The 17,692-nt window shown below is 66.0% G+C and carries 16 protein-coding genes and 1 pseudogene; 5 read left to right on the forward strand and 12 right to left on the reverse strand.

From position 1 onward, the window contains the following. The first annotated feature begins 11 nt into the window (after positions 1–11). A pseudogene (fadD4, locus tag BN973_RS28600) lies at positions 12–1,533 on the forward strand (fatty-acid--CoA ligase FadD4). A 4-nt stretch (positions 1,534–1,537) separates the two neighbouring features. Here fadD4 and BN973_RS28605 read toward each other — a convergent pair. From BN973_RS28605 to BN973_RS28615, 3 genes are read right to left on the reverse strand one after another with little or no spacing between them, the layout of a single operon-like run. Continuing rightward, positions 1,538–2,650: a cytochrome P450 gene (locus BN973_RS28605; RefSeq protein ID WP_232232266.1), complete on the reverse strand. Its 1,113-nt coding sequence runs from the start codon at positions 2,648–2,650 to the stop codon at positions 1,538–1,540. A gap of 60 nt (positions 2,651–2,710) precedes the next feature. After that, positions 2,711–3,508: an SDR family oxidoreductase gene (locus BN973_RS28610; RefSeq protein WP_036473673.1), complete on the reverse strand. Its 798-nt coding sequence runs from the start codon at positions 3,506–3,508 to the stop codon at positions 2,711–2,713. A gap of 12 nt (positions 3,509–3,520) precedes the next feature. Then, positions 3,521–4,351: a mycofactocin-coupled SDR family oxidoreductase gene (locus BN973_RS28615; protein ID WP_036473675.1), complete on the reverse strand. Its 831-nt coding sequence runs from the start codon at positions 4,349–4,351 to the stop codon at positions 3,521–3,523. A gap of 161 nt (positions 4,352–4,512) precedes the next feature. Here BN973_RS28615 and BN973_RS28620 point away from each other — a divergent pair, with 161 nt between their 5' ends. Further along, a complete protein-coding gene (locus BN973_RS28620; protein WP_036473677.1) occupies positions 4,513–5,340 on the forward strand; it encodes an enoyl-CoA hydratase/isomerase family protein in 828 nt (275 codons plus the stop codon). A gap of 46 nt (positions 5,341–5,386) precedes the next feature. On the opposite strand, the gene BN973_RS28625 is transcribed toward BN973_RS28620, so the two are convergent. From BN973_RS28625 to BN973_RS28640, 4 genes are read right to left on the reverse strand one after another with little or no spacing between them, the layout of a single operon-like run. Continuing rightward, the gene (locus BN973_RS28625; protein WP_036473679.1) at positions 5,387–6,166 is read right to left on the reverse strand and encodes an SDR family oxidoreductase; all 780 of its coding nucleotides are present in this window, start codon (positions 6,164–6,166) and stop codon (positions 5,387–5,389) included. A 9-nt stretch (positions 6,167–6,175) separates the two neighbouring features. Continuing rightward, on the reverse strand, positions 6,176–7,273 hold the full coding sequence (locus BN973_RS28630; protein WP_036473681.1) for an acyl-CoA dehydrogenase family protein: 1,098 nt from the start codon (positions 7,271–7,273) through the stop codon (positions 6,176–6,178). After that, complete coding sequence (locus BN973_RS28635; protein WP_084163671.1) at positions 7,270–8,421, reverse strand: acyl-CoA dehydrogenase family protein; 1,152 nt, start codon at positions 8,419–8,421, stop codon at positions 7,270–7,272. The genes BN973_RS28630 and BN973_RS28635 overlap by 4 nt, the downstream gene beginning before the upstream one ends. Positions 8,422–8,430: 9 nt before the next feature. After that, on the reverse strand, positions 8,431–9,294 hold the full coding sequence (locus tag BN973_RS28640) for an SDR family oxidoreductase (RefSeq protein WP_096290766.1): 864 nt from the start codon (positions 9,292–9,294) through the stop codon (positions 8,431–8,433). Positions 9,295–9,402: 108 nt separating this feature from the next. Between BN973_RS28640 and BN973_RS28645 the strand changes: the two genes are divergently transcribed. Genes BN973_RS28645 through BN973_RS28655 form a run of 3 tightly spaced genes read left to right on the forward strand, consistent with a single transcriptional unit; the run spans position 9,403 to position 12,602 of the window. After that, positions 9,403–10,623 (forward strand): Zn-ribbon domain-containing OB-fold protein, encoded by a 1,221-nt coding sequence (locus tag BN973_RS28645; RefSeq protein WP_036473683.1) that lies wholly within the window; start codon positions 9,403–9,405, stop codon positions 10,621–10,623. After that, on the forward strand, positions 10,620–11,780 hold the full coding sequence (locus BN973_RS28650) for a thiolase C-terminal domain-containing protein (protein WP_036473685.1): 1,161 nt from the start codon (positions 10,620–10,622) through the stop codon (positions 11,778–11,780). Before BN973_RS28645 ends, BN973_RS28650 begins: the two co-directional genes overlap by 4 nt. 12 nt (positions 11,781–11,792) lie before the next feature. Continuing rightward, on the forward strand, positions 11,793–12,602 hold the full coding sequence (locus BN973_RS28655) for an enoyl-CoA hydratase/isomerase family protein (protein WP_036473687.1): 810 nt from the start codon (positions 11,793–11,795) through the stop codon (positions 12,600–12,602). A gap of 25 nt (positions 12,603–12,627) precedes the next feature. On the opposite strand, the gene BN973_RS28660 is transcribed toward BN973_RS28655, so the two are convergent. From BN973_RS28660 to BN973_RS28680, 5 genes are all read right to left on the reverse strand, one after another. Next, the gene (locus BN973_RS28660) at positions 12,628–13,452 is read right to left on the reverse strand and encodes a PaaI family thioesterase (RefSeq protein WP_036473690.1); all 825 of its coding nucleotides are present in this window, start codon (positions 13,450–13,452) and stop codon (positions 12,628–12,630) included. Beyond that, the gene (locus BN973_RS28665; RefSeq protein WP_036473692.1) at positions 13,449–14,189 is read right to left on the reverse strand and encodes a FadR/GntR family transcriptional regulator; all 741 of its coding nucleotides are present in this window, start codon (positions 14,187–14,189) and stop codon (positions 13,449–13,451) included. The genes BN973_RS28660 and BN973_RS28665 overlap by 4 nt, the downstream gene beginning before the upstream one ends. A gap of 107 nt (positions 14,190–14,296) precedes the next feature. Continuing rightward, on the reverse strand, positions 14,297–15,439 hold the full coding sequence (locus BN973_RS28670; RefSeq protein ID WP_036473695.1) for an acyl-CoA dehydrogenase family protein: 1,143 nt from the start codon (positions 15,437–15,439) through the stop codon (positions 14,297–14,299). Between the two features lie 10 nt (positions 15,440–15,449). Then, entirely contained in the window at positions 15,450–16,457 is a 1,008-nt protein-coding gene (locus BN973_RS28675; RefSeq protein ID WP_036473697.1) for an acyl-CoA dehydrogenase family protein, read from the reverse strand. Further along, positions 16,454–17,659: an acyl-CoA dehydrogenase family protein gene (locus tag BN973_RS28680; RefSeq protein ID WP_036473699.1), complete on the reverse strand. Its 1,206-nt coding sequence runs from the start codon at positions 17,657–17,659 to the stop codon at positions 16,454–16,456. The genes BN973_RS28675 and BN973_RS28680 overlap by 4 nt, the downstream gene beginning before the upstream one ends. Positions 17,660–17,692: the final 33 nt, after the last annotated feature.

The following is a 17,692-nucleotide window of genomic DNA, read 5'->3' on the forward strand; positions in this document are numbered from 1 at the left end:
AAGGTGAAATCGTGGAGATCCGCGATCACATCTCATCCGGTAAACCTGCCCTGGTACTCGCTCGGACCGGCACGGTGATCGACTTTGCCGAGCTGGAGAAGCGTGCCAATCGTCTGGCTCACTTCTGGTATGCAGCCGGACTTCGCGAGGGCGACACGGTTGCGGCATTACTCGAGAACAATGAACACGTCCATGCCGTGATGTGGGCGGCGCGCCGAAGCGGTCTGTACTACACGTTGATCAACACTCACCTGACGGCCGCCGAGGCCGCCTACATCGTCGACAACAGTTCAGCAAAGGCGCTGATCGGGTCACGCGCGACTCGCGACGTCTGCGAAGGCCTTGCCGAGCATTCCCCCAGGGGGTTACCTGAGCTGCTGCTGATCGCCGACGACGATCTGGACGGATGGTACCGCTACCCGGAATGTGTTGCCGACCAACCCGAGACGCCGATCCCCTACGAAAGCGAAGGCGATCTGCTGCAGTACTCGTCGGGAACCACTGGCAGACCCAAGGGGATCCGCCGTGAGCTTCCGCATCTACCACCAAGCGAAGCACCCAACATCCTGATGCCGTTGATGAATGCCGTCCGAATCACCAGCGAGTCGGTGTATCTGAGCCCGGCGCCGCTTTATCACACCGCGCCGTCGTTCTGGTCGATGGTGGTGCCGGGAGGGCACCACCATCGTGATGGAGAAGTTCGACCCGGAACATGCGCTCGAGTGCATCCAGCGCTACGGCATCACTCATGGCCAATTCGTCCCGGCGATGTTCGTGCGGATGCTCAAACTGCCTGAAGCGGTGCGCATGTCCTACGACGTTTCCAACCTGCTGCGGGTGGTGCCTGCGGCCGCGCCATGCCCGGTGGACATCAAGAAACAGATGATCGCGTGGTGGGGGCCGATCATCGACGAGTACTACGCCGCTTCGGAGGCGGTGGGAGCCTCGTTCATCCGCGCCGAGGACTGGCTGACCCACCCCGGCTCGGTCGGCCGACCCTTAGTTGGGGTCCCACACATCCTCGACGAGAGCGGCCATGAGCTACCGCCTGGTGTGCCCGGCGAGATCTATTACGAGGGAGGGCATTCGTTCCAGTACCTCAAAGACGATGCGAAGACGGCGGCGGCCCACGACGCGCACGGCTGGGTGACCGTCGGTGACATCGGCTATCTCGACGTGGACGGCTACCTCTATCTCACTGATCGCCGTCATCACATGATCATTTCGGGTGGGGTGAACATCTACCCGCAAGAAGCCGAAGACCTGCTGATCACCCATCCCAAGGTGCTCGACGCGGCAGTCTTCGGTATTCCGGATGACGAGATGGGTCAGGCTGTCAAAGGCGTGGTGCAGACGGTAGATCCGGCTGATGCCAACGACGGCTTCGCGGCAGAGTTATTGGAGTGGCTGCGAAACCGGTTGGCGCATTACAAGTGTCCGCGGTCTCTCTCGTTCGAGGCGCAGCTGCCCCGGACCGATGCCGGTAAGTTGTACAAGCAGCAGCTCGTCGGCAAGTATTCGGCGAAGGGATAGGCGATCAGCCCAGTTTCAGAGGCACGCGCTCAAGTGAAAAGGTGCTCGCGGGGAACACAATCTGCGGTTCCTCACCGACTTTCACCGAAAACTCGGGAATGCGCCGGAGCCATTCGGCCACGATCAATTTCAGCTCGAGGCGGGCCAGGTGCGACCCCAGGCAGCGGTGTGGCCCGCCACCGAAGCCCCAGTGCCGGTGCACCTTTCCATCCATCACCACGTCGTTGGTCGAGATCTCGTCGCTGTCGTCGCGATTGATGGCAGCGACACACAACCGCACCATGGTGTCGGCGGGCAGCGTGACGTCCCCGATGGTGACCTCGGTGGTGGTCACGCGGGGCAGCATCGGCGCCGGCGGCTCCAGCCGGACGATCTCCTCGACGAACACATCGATCTGGTCGGGATCGTCGCGGAGGGTGGTCCTCAGCTCCGGGTTGCGGGCGAGCTCCAGCAGTGCGGAACTCATCGCCGCGGTGACGGTGTCCAGCCCGGCCAGGACGAAAAGGAAGCTCAGGCCCATGATTTCGGCGTCGTCGAGTGGCTCCTCGCCATTGAGCAACTGAGACAAGATGTCCGGCCCGGGGTCGGCCCGCCGCGCGTTGATCGCCTCGGTGAGGTACTCGACCAATTCGAGTGCCGGCGTCAGGTCGGCATCCTCCAGTGACGGCGCTTCCGAGATCGCGATGACCGCGGTTTTCCATGCGACGAGCTTGTCGCGATCCTCCAGCGGCAGCCCGAACAAGGTCAGGAATACCTGTGAGGGGTACGGGATCGCCACGTCGGCCACGACTTCGCACTCGCCTTGTGCGGCTACCCGCTCGATGATCTCGATCGCCTGCTGCTGAAGCGAGGGCAGCATCTCTTTCAAGGTGTGCGGACTGAAGAAGGGCTGCAGGATCTTACGGAACCGGGTGTGCTCTGGCGGGTCGAACGAGATGGGCACCAACGGCAGCGGGCTGCCGAGCACGTCAAAAGCCTTCTTCGAGGAGAACAATTCAGGATCGCGCAGCGCGGCCAGCACGTCCTCGCGGTGGGTCAGATAGAAGATTCCGTCGACGGACACCACCCGCCCTGCGTCGCGAAGGACCTTCCACCCCGCCCCGCGGTCTGCCGCCATCGGCAGGCTGGCGAAGGAAAGTTCGGGTGCGCCAAGGGTTTCCACGTATGCTCCCAAAGGTTAGAACGCCGACCGGTGCAAGCCACCGTCGACTTCGATCCAACTACCGGTGAGGTAGCCGGCAGGTTCTGAGCACAGGTAGGCGATGAGCGAGGCGATCTCGCTCGGTTTGCCCATTCGCGCTGCCGGCACCCGAGCTTCGCGCAGCATGAACTCGCGTCGCTCCTGATCGGTGCTCGCGCCGAGGTGCTGCTCCAGGTAGGCCAGTGCGTTCTCAGTCTCAATCCAGCCGGGCGCGACGGTGTTGACCGTGATGCCGTACTGGGCGTACTCGTCGGAGACCGTCTTGAGCAGGCCGATCGTCGACGGCCGACTGGTGTTGGCCACTGCGTGGTGGATGTTGCCCGCCGGCTCCTTGGCGGTCGCCGACCCGATGTGCACGAATCGGCCCCAGCCCGCGGCCCGCATCGCCGGCAGAACCGCTCGCAAGAGCAGGATCTGGCTCATCGTGTGCATTTCGAAGGACTCGCGATAGACATTCACATCGGTGATGTCGGCGAAATCGCCGGGCCGCTGGTATTTAGCTTGGCCGACAACGATTAGCGGCGCCCCGTGCTGGGCCGCAATCTCGCGGACGGCGTCGGTCAGCTGCCCGTCGTCGGCCACGTCGGCAGTGACACCGATGGCAGTGCCCCCTTCGGTGCGGATTGCCTCGACCGCGGCGTCGACATCGGTCTTAGTCCGCGCCAGTATCGCAACCCGCGCACCTTCCGCGGCAAGCAGTTTGGCGACCTCGAAGCCGATTCCCTTGCTGCCGCCTACGACCAGCGCCGATCGGCCGTCGATACGGTAATGCATCCGGTGCGCCGACTAGCCTCGCCGCACGTCCATGCCGGCGTCCACCTTGAGCATGCTTCCGGTGAACGAACGGCCCGCGTCGCTGAGCAAGAAGAGGATCGTGTTGCTGACGTCGCGTGGCTCGATCAGCGGCAAGCCCGGCAGCGCGGTCTGGACCGCATTGACCATGCGAGGGTTGTCCTCAATCACCTTGAACAGAGCCGGGTTGTCAGTGATCATCGGGGTCGCGCAGTTGGTCGGCGCCACGGCATTGACGCGAATGCGGTCGGGGGCAAGCATGGCCGCATACGCGCGGACCAGGCCGACGACGGCGACCTTCGACATCAAGTAGGCATCGCTGCCGCCGCGGCCGTCGGTGAGGTCCAGCAGGGCGATCATCGAACTCGTCGCGATCAGATTGCCACCCTCACCGCGTTCCTTCATGTGGGGGATCGCCACCTGGAAAGCGTTCCACACCCCGATGAGCATGATGTCGAGCCCTAACCTCAGCGCCTCCGACGCGTCGCGCTCATCGGCGTTGGTCAGGACGACCCCGGCATTGGCGAGCACCGTGTCGACGTGGCCGAACTCGGTGACGCCCGCGTCGAATGCCTCCTGTAGCGCAGCCTTGTCGCGGACGTCGGCCTTGCGGGTCAGCATCTTCCTACCGGTCTTCTCCACCAGGCGGGCCGTCTCCTCGAGATCATCTTCGGTGCCAAGTGCATAGGGCACGATGTCGAGGTTCTCGCAGATGTCGACGCCGACGATGTCGGCACCTTGCTCGGCACACATCACCGCGTGCGAACGGCCTTGCCCGCGAGCGGCTCCGGTGATGAAGACAACCCTGCCGTCCAGTGAACCCATATCTGTAAGCCTCCAGTAGCTCGCGCTATCGGCCGCGCCCTGTGGTGGCGAGAGCGCGACGCAGTGACGTGCGCCACGTTACGCCGCGGAATTGGAATCATACAACTATTTGGCTAATTTGGTGGGCGACGGAACACTCCGAGCCTTGGAAGGGATATCACATGTCCGACAGCCCCAATGGCGGTCCACGCCCACCCGACGGTGACTGGTTGGGGAGCCCCTACCTGAGGTTCGAACGTGAAGGTGCGTTTGCTATCTGCACCCTGGACCGCCCCGAGGCGCGGAATGCGATGACGCCCGCAATGTACTTCGGGATCCGCTACGCGGTGAGTCGGGTCAATGCCGACCCCGACCTCGCGGGCCTGCTCATCACGGGCACCGGCGACGTCTTCGCGCCGGGAGGTGACCTGGGTCAGAAAGCAGCAGACAACTGGATGGACTTCGCGTCCACCCTGGGAACCGACGTCACCCCGTTCGACACGCTGCGGCAGTCGGCCAAGCCGGTCGTGTCCGCGGTCAACGGCATCTGTCAGGGTGGTGGCCTGCAGATCGCGATGTGCAGTGACCTCGCCGTGGTAAGTGATCGGGCCGTCTTCCGGGTGCCCGAATTGTTCCGTGGCATCGCCGACACGTACTACAGCCAGGTACTGGCCCGGCTCATCGGACCGGTCCGGACCAAGGACCTGATGTTCACCGGACGGACGCTGAACGCGCAGGAGGCGCTCGACTGGGGCATGGTGAGCAGGGTGGTCCCGCACGACGACCTGATGAGCGTCGCCAAGGAGTTGCTCGCGCAGTGTTGCCGGACCGCTCCGGGAGCGCGCGGGTTGGTCAAGGCGAGCCTGGACAACTACCTCGGGCTCTACGACCGGATCGGCATGACGACCAGTCTTTTCGGTCCCGAGGCAGCCGAAGGTTTCCGGGCGTTCAAGCAGAAGAACTCGCCGGACTGGGTGCACCCGAAACTTCGGGTGGAGGGCCGGTTGTAGCGCGTCGCTACAGCTGGCGCGAGGCCGGCCCGTCCGCCCATTCCGGTTACTTCGGAGTGAAGCGTTGCGCGCCGTCGAGGCGCATCACCTCGCCGTTGACGTAGCCGTTTGTCAGCAGGAACGTCGCCGCGTCGGCGAACTCGTCGGGGGAGCCGAGTCGTTTCGGGAACGGTACGTTGGCGGCGAACTTGGCGATCGCCTCTTCGCCGACCGACTCCATGATCGGCGTCTTCATCGTTCCAGGTGCAATGGTGTTGACTCGGATACCCGCCGAACTCAGGTCACGGGCGGCAGCGATGGTCAGCCCGATGACACCGGCTTTTGCGGCGGCATAGGCAGTCTGCCCGATCTGCCCTTCGTAGCCCGCAATCGAGGCGGTGAGCACCAGCGCGCCCCGCTCGCCGCCATCGCGGGGTTCTGCGGTGGCCACGGCTGCGGCCACGAGTCGGGCCATGTTGTAGGTGCCATTGAGATAGAGATCGATCGTCTTGGTGAAGCCGCCGAAGTCCGCGGGGCTGCCGTCGCGCTGGACGATCCGTTGCGCCACACCGAAACCGCCGTGCGCGACGACCGCGTAGCGCAGCTGGCCGAGCTGGTTGGCCTGCTCGATCGCGCCGAGAACGCTGTCCTCACTCGTCACGTCGGTGCTCACGAACAGCGCCCCACTGCCCAGCTCGTCGGCCAGCGCCTTACCCTTGTCGGCAGCGAGATCGGCGATCACCACGCCGAGTCCGTCGGCATGGAGCCGACGGACCGTCGCCTCGCCCAGGCCGCCCGCACCGCCGCTGACAATCGCCGACGCGCCTTCGAATTTCGCTACAGTCACCAATTCTCCTTAATTACCGTTGTTTTCCAGTTGAGCCGGATCGCCCGTCACCAAACTCCACGGATCGTCCGTCGCCAAGACCAGCCGACCGAGTCGCCGCGCGTAGTTCGCGGTCGTGCCGTAATCCCCGGTCCAGCTCTGAGCGCGCAGGGTGAACAGCCACAGCGGGTGCTCGCTGGTGACACCAATCGCACCGTGCAGCTGATGGGCGACGCTGGTGACCGGGTCGACGGCGCGGCCGACCGCGACCTTCGCGACGGTGACGGCGTAGTCGGTGTGGGGGGAAGCGAAGCCGTGCTCGGCAGCGGCGGCGACAGCCAACTCCGCAGCAGCACGGGCTCTTTCGATTTCCCCGGCCATCCCGGCCAGTGACTGTTGCACGGACTGGAAGGCGCTGAGCGGACGACCGAACTGGACGCGCTGGCGGGTGTGCTGCACCGACAGCGCTGCGGCCGCGTCCAGCACCCCGATGGTCTGCACACAGCGTGACCATGCGCCGCGCCGAGCCAGCTCGGCGCCGAGCGCCGGGTCCACGTCATGCAACTGGTCGGCCGGCACGTCGAACACGAGCGAATCGCGGGGTTCGCCCGCTAGGTTGTGACCTTCCCGCAGTTGGCCGGGGATCACGTCGATGACACCGATCCGCAGGCCGGCGGGTGTGGTGACGGCCAGCAGGGCGGCGGCGCACGCTCGCGCCCACGGCACCGCGTCCGCGGTGCCGGTGATCCGGTCGCCGTCGACTTCGCCATCGGCGACCGCAACGGTCAGCGGGCCGCTGGGTAGCTCGATTCCGACCTGCTGGCCGAGCCAGCCGGCAAGCGCGTCGGTTTCTGCCAACGGCACCGCACCAGCGTGGCGGGCCAGGCCGTAGAGCGCAATGGCCAGCTCGTGCGGGCCGGCTCCCATGTCCGGCGTGCTGGTCAGCCTGGCCAGCCCGGTTTCCTCGAGGTTGCGCCAGAGCTCGGTGTCGAACTGGTCGGGGATGCCGCGATGGCCCAGACCGGCGTCGTAGGAGCGCCGCCCAAGGTCGTCGACCAGCTGACGCAGCTGCGTGTCGTCGTCCTTAGACCCTGTCACGGCGAAAACCCCGCCAGCGAGCGCGCTCATCGCAGCCCCATTCCGCGGGCGATCACGCCGCGCAACACCTCGTTGGTACCGCCGCGCAGGGTGAACATGGGCTTGTGCAGCCACGCGGTGCTCAGCATCGTCTCCAGCTCGGAATTCGGTGGCACTGCCTCGAGCAGATCGGCGATCAATCCCACGGATTCGGCTTCGAAGCGGGTGCCGAGGTCCTTCACCAGCGCGGCCTGATTCGCCGCATCGCCGCCGTCGGTGAGCGTGCGGGCCACCGACAACGAGAGCTGCCGCAGCGAGATCAACCGCGCCATCAGGTCGCCGATGTCGGCCGCGGTGCGGTCATCGGGCACCGGCCCACGACCGAGTGCGCGAATGGCGGCGAACAGTAGAGGGCCGGTGGAGAGGATCCGCTCGGGCCCGCTGCGTTCGAACGACAGCTCGGAGGTGACCTGGTGCCAGCCGTTGCCGACCTCGCCGAGCACATCGGCATCGGCTACGAAGACCTGATCGAACAGCACCTCGTTGAAGTGATGTGCGCCCGACATCAAGATGATGGGTTCGATTCGGACGCCCTCGGCATCGCACGGCACCAGGAACTGGCTGAAACCGGCGTGGCGATGTTCGGGATCCGGCGGGCTGGTGCGGGCCAGCACGACGACCTGGTGCGCATGGTGGGCGCCGCTGGTCCACACCTTGCTGCCAGAGAGTAACCAGCCGCCGTCGGCGCGGATGGCTTTGGTTTGCACGGCGGCAAGGTCGGACCCGGCACCGTGCTCGCTCATGCCGATCGACGAATAGAGCTTGCCGGCAACAATTTTGGGCAACAACCGTTCGCGCTGCTCCTCATTGCCGTAGGTCAACAGACCCGGTGCGACCTGGCGATCGGCGGTCCAGTGCGCCGCCACGGGCGCACCCGCCGCGATCAGCTCCTCGGTCACCACATAGCGGTGCAAATACCCGAGACCGTGGCCGCCGTATTGCTTCGGGATGGTCAGGCCGACGAATCCGGCGGCGCCCAGCCGCGCTGAGAACTCCTGGTCCCACCCGGCCAGCCACGAGTCGACGCCGGGCTGCCACCCGAATTCAGCGCGGTCGGACTCCAAGAAGTCGCGCACGGCATGCCGCAGCTTGACCAACTCGGGCACACGGGCGCTCAACGCGTCGAACGAATTCACCACAGCCGCTTCCTAAACCGTAGGGGCCGGGGCCGACAGCAGGTAGAAGTTGGGCTTCAGGTCATCCTCGCTCGCGGCCAGTAGGTACTCCGAGAGGTCGGCGCGGCCCTCTTCGCGAAGGATGTCCTCGTCGGTGTAGAAGTGGCCGCTGCACGCCGCGGCGGGACGGGTGACCAGCGCGTGCACCGCCTCGGCCATGATCTGCGGGCTGCGGGCCTGCGCCCGCACCGCCTCCTCTCCCAACGCGACCATCATCCCCGTACTGGCGATCGTGGTGGCCGGCCACACCGAATTCACCGCGATCGGCACCGAGGCGAACTCTGCGGCCCACCCCAAGGTCAGCAGGCTCTGGGCGTACTTGCCCACCGTGTGCCCGACATGGGCGCCAACCCACCTGGGGTCCAGGTTCAGCGGGGGAGCGACGTTGACCACGTGCGCGTTGTCGGACCGGCGCAAGTGCGGAAGTGCGGCCTGCACAATCGCGAACGGCCCTTCGACATTGACCTCCAGCAGCCGGCGCAGGCTCTTGGGCGGTAGCTGCGCGGTCGGCCGCAGATCCAGGGCTCCGGCATTGTTGATGACGACGTCGATGCCGCCGAACGCGTCAGCTACCGCGTTGACGGCTGACGCGACCGCAACCGGGTCGCGCACATCGCAGGTCAGCGGGAGCGCCCGGCCGCCCGCGCGGTGCACGGCGTCCGCGGTCTCGCCAAGGGTGCCCGCGATCTTGGGATTCGGCGTGTCAGTCTTGGCCAGCAAAGCCACGGCGGCACCGTCTTCGGCGATCCGCTCGGCGATGGCGGCGCCGATGCCGCGGCTGGCACCTGTTACCAGCACGACGCGACCCTTCAGACTGCGAGGATGGTGATTGCCCACGTTTGGTTGACCTTCCGTCCGTCGCTAGGCCGTGCCGTCGAATGGTATAACTATATAGCTAGTTAGTTGCGCGATGTAACGGGCGCTCATCCACAAAAGCGGGGATCTATGACTCGGGTCTTTTCGGTCGGCACCTATTCGCCACCCTGGACTGTGCGCGACCGCCGGGTCAAGGGACCCGACGAGGACGCGCTGACCATGGCCGTCGCCGCCGGTCGCGCCGCCGATCCCGGCGCCACGGCGCAACGCGTGGTGCTGGTGTCACGTGACTTTCCGCTGCTGGAAGGCGGCAACGGCGCGGTGCTATTGGCCGCGTTGTCCCTACCGGCCGACACCCCCGTCGCCGAGGTCCTCGGCGGTGCGCCCGCGGTGCTGGACCAAATCAGCGGCGCCGGCGACAGCACCCTGGTGATCGCCGCCGACGACAACGACCTCGCGGCGGGGGCCGGCGCTGTCCTCACGGGCGACGGCGGCACCACGCTGACCCCGGCGGCGCGCCAGACGCGAAGTCTGCCGCTGACGGCCCGAGGGGAGGACGGCGCGCGCCATGCCTACGTCGACCCCCGGCTGCAACGCGAGGTGGGGGTGCGTGCCACCCTGACCCGACTGGGCCTGACCGGAACCCCGGCGCTCGCCGCCGTGGCAGGCGTGCCGCTGGCGCAAATCGCGAGCGACTTCGACACATCGCGGGCAGTTGCCGAGCCCACCGTCTCCGCCGCGGCGATCATCCGACTGCTGGCCGACGCGATCGAGGCCGGCACCTCGGGCCTGTTGCTCGCCGTCGAGCAGTCCAGCATCAGCGCGGCCGACCTCGCGGTAGCGGGCACCAACACCCGGATCGCCCGCGATGAGTTCCCGGCGCGGGAGCTACCCAAGACGCGGGTTGCCGACGGCATCGGCATCCCAATCTCGATGCCCGCGTACGCGCGGGCCTTCGAGCCGAAAATTCGCTGGGAGGCAGCGGTTTTCGACGAGAGCCCAGGAATCGATGCCGCGCCGCAGTTCCCACCCCGGTTGCGAGTCGACAATGCCGGACGGTTGGCGGCCGAATATCGGCTCGAGTCGCTGCCGCGCACCGGCACCGTCTACACCCACACCACGGTGCGGATTCCGGTACCCGACCTGCCCAGCCCGTACTCCCTGGCCGTCGTTCAGCTCGACGACAGCCCGGTGCGGGTGCTGCTGAAAGTCACCGGCGTGCCCGCGGGCGAGGCGACGATCGGTCAGCCGGGCTCCGTAGTGTTGCGCAGGATCGCCATTCGCGCGGGTATTCCCGATTACGGTTACGCATTCTGGCCCGGACGGACGCTGCAAGGAGCGGTTGCATGAGAAATGTCGCCATCGTCGGCGCGGGGATGACGCCCTTCGCCGAACACTTCGAGCTCGGCGTCAAGGATCTCATTCCGATGGCCTACGCCGAGGCGGTTGCCAAGGTTGACAAGGGTGTTCAGAAGTCGGAGATCCAGGCCGCGTGGTTCGGCGAGCTAGCGACCACCGACGGGTTCCCGTCCGGCATTTTGGCCGACACCTTGGACTTGACGGACATTCCAGTGACGCGCGTCGAAAATGCCTGTGCCACCGGTAATGATGCGATTCGCAACGGAACGTTGGCCATCGCCTCCGGCCTCTACGATGTGGTCCTAGTGGTCGGGGCCGACAAGGTTCGCGAAACCTCCTCGAACACCACGTTCTGGGACTGGGCCGCGATGACCCGCGACAACGCATGGGACTACCCGCTGGGGCTGGTTGCGCCGGCCAACTTCGCGCTGCACGTGATGCGATATCTGCACGAGTCGCCGGCGACCAAAGAGCACATGGCGATGGTGGCGGTGAAGAACCACTTCCACGCCGTCAAGAACCCGAAAGCTCAACTGCGCTACGAGATCACCGTCGAGCAGGCGCTGGCCGCGCCGATCGTGGTCGAACCCTTCGGGCTCTACGACTGCACCCCGCAGAGCGACGGCGCCGCCGCAGTGATCTTGGCCGCCGAGGACGTCGTCGACCACTACACCGACCGTCCCGTCTGGGTTCGCGGCGTCGGGCTGGGTATGGACCGGGTGATGCACCAGCACAAGACGGACATGACCACGTTTCCGCCGACGGTGCGTGCCGCCAAGGCCGCGATGGCGATGGCCGGTGTGACGCCGCGCGACATCGACGTCGCCGAGGTCCACGACTGCTTCACCGGCGTCGAGCTCATCAGCTACGAAGATCTGGGGTTCGCCAACCGCTTCGAGGCCTACAAGCTGGTGGAAGGCCGCGAACACTATGTGGGCGGATCGATTCCGATCAACCCAAGCGGCGGGCTGAAGGCCAAGGGGCATCCGCCGGGAGCTACCGGCGTGGCGCAGTGCTACGAACTGTTCAACCAGCTTCGCGGAGAAGCCGAGAATCAAGTCGACGGCGCACGAATCGCGTTAGCGCACAACATCGGCGGGCCGACCGCGGTCTCCGCGGTCACCGTCCTTTCCAACCAGAAGAACTGATAGGACCATCAGATGACCACTTCCGAGATCGCCACCCTACCCGGTTACGAAGAGTTTGCGCCGTGGCTGCTGGTGGAGAAGACCGGCAACGTGCACGTGATCAGCATCAACCGGCCGGAGGCGTTCAACGCCGTCAACGAGGAGGTGCACCACGCATTCGCGACGATCTGGCGGGTATTGGCCGCCGACGACGACGTGCGCGCGGTGGTGACAACCGGTGTCGGAAAAGCATTTTCGGCGGGCGGCGACATGGTGATGTTCGGGCGCCTCATCGAGGACCCGGTGGCACGTCAGTTTCAGATCACCGAGGCCCGCACGGTGTTTCTCGAGGTGATCAATTTCCCCAAGCCGCTGGTGTCGGCCGTCAACGGCCCGGCTGTGGGGCTTGGCTGCTCGATCGCTTTGTTGAGCGACTTCCTGGTGATGGGGGAGAACAGCTACCTGGCCGACCCGCATGTCGCGGTCGGCTTGGTTGCCGGCGACGGCGGTGCCGCGATGCTGCCGCTGCTGATCGGCCTGATGAAAGCCAAAGAGTATGTGCTGCTGGGGGATCGGATCACCCCGGCCATCGCGGACAAGCTGAACCTCGTCACCAAGGTGGCCACCGACGACACCGTGCTCGACGAGGCGCTCGCGATCGGCGAGCGACTCGCCGGTCTGCCGCCCCAGGCGCTGCGCGCCAGCAAGGTCGCGATGAACATGCACCTGTCGCGGGCCGCGCTCGGCGTGCTGGAGTACGCGCTGGCCGAGGAATACACGTCGTTCACAACTCCGGAGTTCCAGGAGCGGGTGGCCGCGTTTCGGGCGCGCTCGAAGAAGTAGCTTCCAGGGGCCGGCGCGGGAGCGGTCAGCGGTAGGCGGTCACTCGCGCGGTGATCGCCACCTTGCCGTCGTCGCCGATGGCCTGCGCATCGCTCACACCGGTGTTGCGGCCTATCCGCATCGCCGTGCCCTCATAGCGGGATTCGGCGCCGGCGAAAAACGGGCGAAGAAAGTTCACTCGCAGCGAGCCGGTCTGCAGCAGACCGTCGGCGGGGTCCCGGTTTAGCGCCGCCGATGCCGCGAGCTCCAGGCCGGCGGCGGCGACGCCCCCGTGCACGATGTCGATGTCGTTGTTCAGGTTGCGGTCCACACGCTGCGCCAGCACCGTCGCCGGACCATCCTGCGCAACGTGCACCGCCATCAAGTCGGCGAAAGTGGTCTCGCCCGACCGGCGCAGCGTCTCCGGCCGTTGCTGGGGGACGACGTCGCCGGCGTGGATGAAGAACGATCGCACGATGCCGGTGCCGATAACCGTGCCGCGATAGGTCAGTGTGCAGATTCCCAGCGACGTGGCACCCAGTGGACCCGGCGAGTGCGCGCTGGCCAGCACTGTGCCGTCGAGGTCACCGACATCGGGGCTGAGGTCCATCGACAGCTCGCTTGACACCGTCCACTGGCCTGGCCGTCTGCGGTAATGGTTGACGATCCCGGCGGCGGCGTCGACGAGGATCGCCAAGGGGCCCACAGTGGGAGCGCCGGTGTACGGATTGCGGAATCGGTGCATCGGCATCGACAGCACGGCGATGGCCTTGGCCGGGTGTGATTCGACGTATTCGATACCGAACCGGACCTGTATCGAGTCCGGTGTCTCGAGATCGTGCTGGTTTACCTGTTCGTCGACGCCGGTCATTCGAGAAGGTCTACGACAGTGGACAATTCGGCCCCGGTCAGGACGAACTCCTCTGCCTTTTGCAGATGGCGCTTCCAGAGCTCGCCGGCCTTCTCGGCGTCGCCGTCCTTGATCATGTCCAGCACCATCCGGTGAGTCTTGGCCGAGCGGCGGACCGCCTGCTCGGCTCGCGTCCCCTTGGTGGGCTGCAGCGACCGGTTGGCCTTCTCGATGATGTGATGCAGCATGTCGCTGACGATTTGCAGGGTGCTGTTGCCCGACAACCGCGCGATCGCGGCGTGGAAGTCGGTGAGCTGATCAACGGCTTCGCTGCCGGGATTCAGCTGCGATTCGCGTTCGACGATCTGCTCGAGTTCGGCGATCACCTTGGGATTGCGGTCCTTGGCCAACTGCTCGACCATCGGAACCTCGAGCGTCACTCGTGCGTCGTAGACGTCCTTCACCGTGACGCCTTCGTATTCGAGGATCAAGCCGGCGTAGCGGGCGAGCGTTTCGCGCCGGGGGCGCGTGACGCGGGCCCCACCGCGTACCCCACGCTGAACCTGAATCAGCGACTCCGATTCGAGCACGCGGAACGCTTCTCGCAGCGTTGGCCGGGACACGCCGAAACGCTCCATCAGCTCCGATTCCGGCGGCAACATGGTGCCTTCGGTGATCTCGCCGCGGATGAACATCCGCCGCAGCACCGTGGCCACCCGATCGGCCATCTTCGGTTCTCGAAGACTGGTGACCTCCATTGCAACCTCCGCCGCTGCGAATATGCGAATTAACTAACCATTTAGCAGGTTAGCCGAAATAGCCGGTTGAGCCGCCAATTCGCGACCGTCAGTTAGCAACGTCACCCTTAATACCCCATCGCCCGTCCCATGAGGTCCTTCATGATCTCGGTGGTGCCCGCGTAGAGCCGCTGCACCCGCGAGTCCCGCCAGAGCCTGGCCACTTCATACTCGTTGATATAGCCGTAGCCGCCGTGCAGCTGCAGGCATCGGTCGATGATCTCCCACTGAACTTCGGAGGTCCACCATTTCAAGCCTGCGGCATCTTGATCGGTCAGCGTGCCGTCGTTGACCGAGAGCACGCATTGATCGAGATACGTTTGTGCGGCGTCGAGTTTGGTCTGCATTTCGGCGAGGAAGTGCCTATTGACCTGAAACTTGCCGATCGGTTGCCCGAACGCGGTGCGCTCCGATGCGTAGGCCTTGGTCAGGTCGAGCGCACGGCGGGCGGCCGGCAACGCGTAGCAGGCCACGCCGACCCGCTCGCTCGGCAGGTTGGAGACCAGATGATAGAAGCCGCGGTTGAGCTCTCCCACAAGGTTCTCCTTGGGCACCTTGACATCCTCGAAGAACAATTCGGCAGTGTCGGCGGAGTACTGGCCGATTTTGTCGAGCTTGCGGCCACGGGTGAAACCCTCCATCCCGTCCTCGATCATCAGCAGGCTGATGCCCTTGTGCCGGGCGGAAGGATCGGTCTTCACAGCCGTCAGCACCAGCTTGGACAGCAGCCCGTTGCTGATGAACGTCTTCTGGCCGTTGACCACCCAGTGGTCGCCCTCGTCGCGGGCGGTGGTCTTGATGCCGGCCAGGTCGGATCCGGCCGCGGGCTCGGACATCGCGATGGAACCGATGTACTCGCCCGCGACGAACTTGGGCAGCCAGCGTTCCTTCTGCTCCTCGGTGGTCAGATCGTTGAGATACGGCACCAGGATGTCGTTCTGCACGCCCAGGCCGATGCCGACCGAGCCGGTCAGGAACATTTCCTCGGAGATGATCTGGTTGAACCGGAAGTCCTTGACTCCGAGCCCGCCGTACTTCTCGTCGAACTCCCAACCGATCAATCCGTGTTCGCCCGCTTCCAGCCAGGCCTCGCGGCTCACCTTGCCGTCGCGTTCCCACTTCTCGACGTTCGGCACGCATTCGCGTTCGAAAAAGCTCCTTGCGGTGGCGCGGAACTCGTCGTGAATCTCGTCGAAAATGTTGCGGCGCATACGCTTCCTTCTACTCGGCCCACGTGACGACGGCCGGCAGGGCGCGGCCGGGTGCCCAGTCCTCGCCGGAGTCCTCGAAGAGTCGCTCGGCGAGCAGCCCTTCGAGCTGATCGTGCGACCCACAGAGCGCGTCGACCTGGAATCCGCGAGTGACATAGCGGTGCAGGTCGTGCTCGGCGGTCAGTCCGATTGCCCCGCACACCTGCAGTGCCACGTCGCTGGCGGCGCGGTGTGCCCGGCCCGCGGCGGCCTTGGCGGCCAGGGCCAACAGCTCGCCGCCGTCTCGCCACGATTCGCCCAGCAACGCCCGCGCGCCCTCGAGCACCGCCGAGGCATCGGCCAGTGCATGACGCGGCGATTGAAATGACCCGATCGGTGAGCCGAACTGGACGCGCACGCTGACGTGCTCGACCGCGATGCGCAGCGCCTGCGCGGCCAGTTCGACCAGTTCGGTGGCCAGACCACGATGGGCCGCGGCGACGGCGTTCTTCCATTCGGTGGAGGCCTCGACCAGCGGGACGTCAAGTGATCCGCTCACCCGCGTCCAGTGCGTCGACACATCAAAGGTGTCCAGCCGCTGGCCGTCGAGCCGCGTTGCGTCGACCACGCCCGCCGACACCGCGCCCGTCGACCCGGACACCGGCACCACGATTCGACCCTCCAACGGCCCCAGGACGATGCCCGAGACCCGGTCAGTATCGGAAGCCACCACACCACCGGTGGACAGGTCGGGCAGCAGCACGTGATCCGCGGGACCGTCGAGCACTGCGGCCAGTTCGGCCAACATGATGCGGTCCAAGCAGTCCGTCAGGGCCAGCGATCTGCCTTGCGCGCGGAACAACAGGGCGGCCGCCTCGACGGGGTACTCGGCCTCGATCTCCGACCAGCCCAACTCGGCCAGCCGCCCACCGATTGCCAGGTGCTCACCGGCGTTCTTGCCCGCCAGCTCCTCGAAGAGGCGAAACACCGCCTCTTCGACCATCTGCCACGACTCGTCGGCCGCCGGCGCATTCCTCATCGTTTCTCCTTGGGCAGCCCGAGCAGGTGGTCGGCGATGATGCCACGCTGCACTTCGGCGGTGCCACCCATCACTGTGGCGGCGCGCGAGTACCACCACTCGGCCCGCGCGGTGTCCAGTTCCGCGCCGCCGCGGCCCGTACCGCCAATCAGGTGCGCCCGCTCGATTTCCAGGATGAGGTCGTTGACCTCCTTCTCGGCGCGGCCGAACAGCAGCTTGTCGATGCTGCTATCGGCGCCGACCGCCTCGCCCGCGGCCAATCGGCGCACGGTGGTGGCAGTGCGCGCCTGGGCGGCCGACACGTCGACGTACACCCTGGCAAAGCGCCGGCGCTGCGCGTCGGTAGCGCCGGCGGTCACCATGTGCTCACGCAATCGACCCAATTCGGTGAGCACCTTGTTCAGCACCGCGTAGCCGTACATGCCGCGTTCGTACTGCATGAGGTGCATCGCCACGGCCCAGCCGCCGTCGACGTCGCCAACGACGCGCTCACCCTCGACTCGGACGTCGTCGAAGAACACCTCGGCGAGTTCGCGGCGCCCGCTGGCCAGCGCGATGGGGCGAATGGTGACGCCCGGTGCGTCGGCGTCGACCATGATCATCGTCAGCCCGCGGTGCCGGCTCTCGGGGGTTCCGGTGCGGACCAACGCCAACAGGCGCGTGGCGGTGGGCCCTTGGCTGGTCCAGATCTTCTGGCCGTTGACGACGAATCCTCCGGCCCCGTCGTCGACCGCGCGGGTGCGCAGGCTGGCCAGGTCGCTGCCCGACTCGGGTTCGGAGAAACTCTGGCCCCACCACTCGGCGCCGCTGAGGTATCCCGGCAGGTACGCCGCGGCAAGGTCGGGGGCGAACTTCAACAGTGCGGGGCCGAGGGTCTCCAGCGTCCAGTGCTGGGCCGGAATGGGCAGCATCGCGTGGCCGAGTTCCTCGAAGTACACCGCACGGTGAATCTCGTTGCCGCCCAATCCGCCTGCGGCCTCCGGCCAGCCGTACCGGTTCCAGCCGTCGGCGTGCAGCCTGGCCATCACCTGTGCGTCGTGCGCAAGCCCATCCTCGGCACTGGTGAACGCGGCCGCGCGCCAGCCCTCGGCCGCCTCCACATCACGCAGGTAGCGCCGGAAGTCCTCGCGGTACGTTGCGACGCTGGACAGGTATTCGGGGTGGCGACCGCTATGTAGGGCACTATCGACAGGGGCGGACAACTGTTGCCCTTTCGTTGGTTCTCGCGTCTCGCC

This window comes from Mycobacterium triplex, assembly GCF_000689255.1.
Taxonomy (GTDB): domain Bacteria; phylum Actinomycetota; class Actinomycetes; order Mycobacteriales; family Mycobacteriaceae; genus Mycobacterium; species Mycobacterium triplex.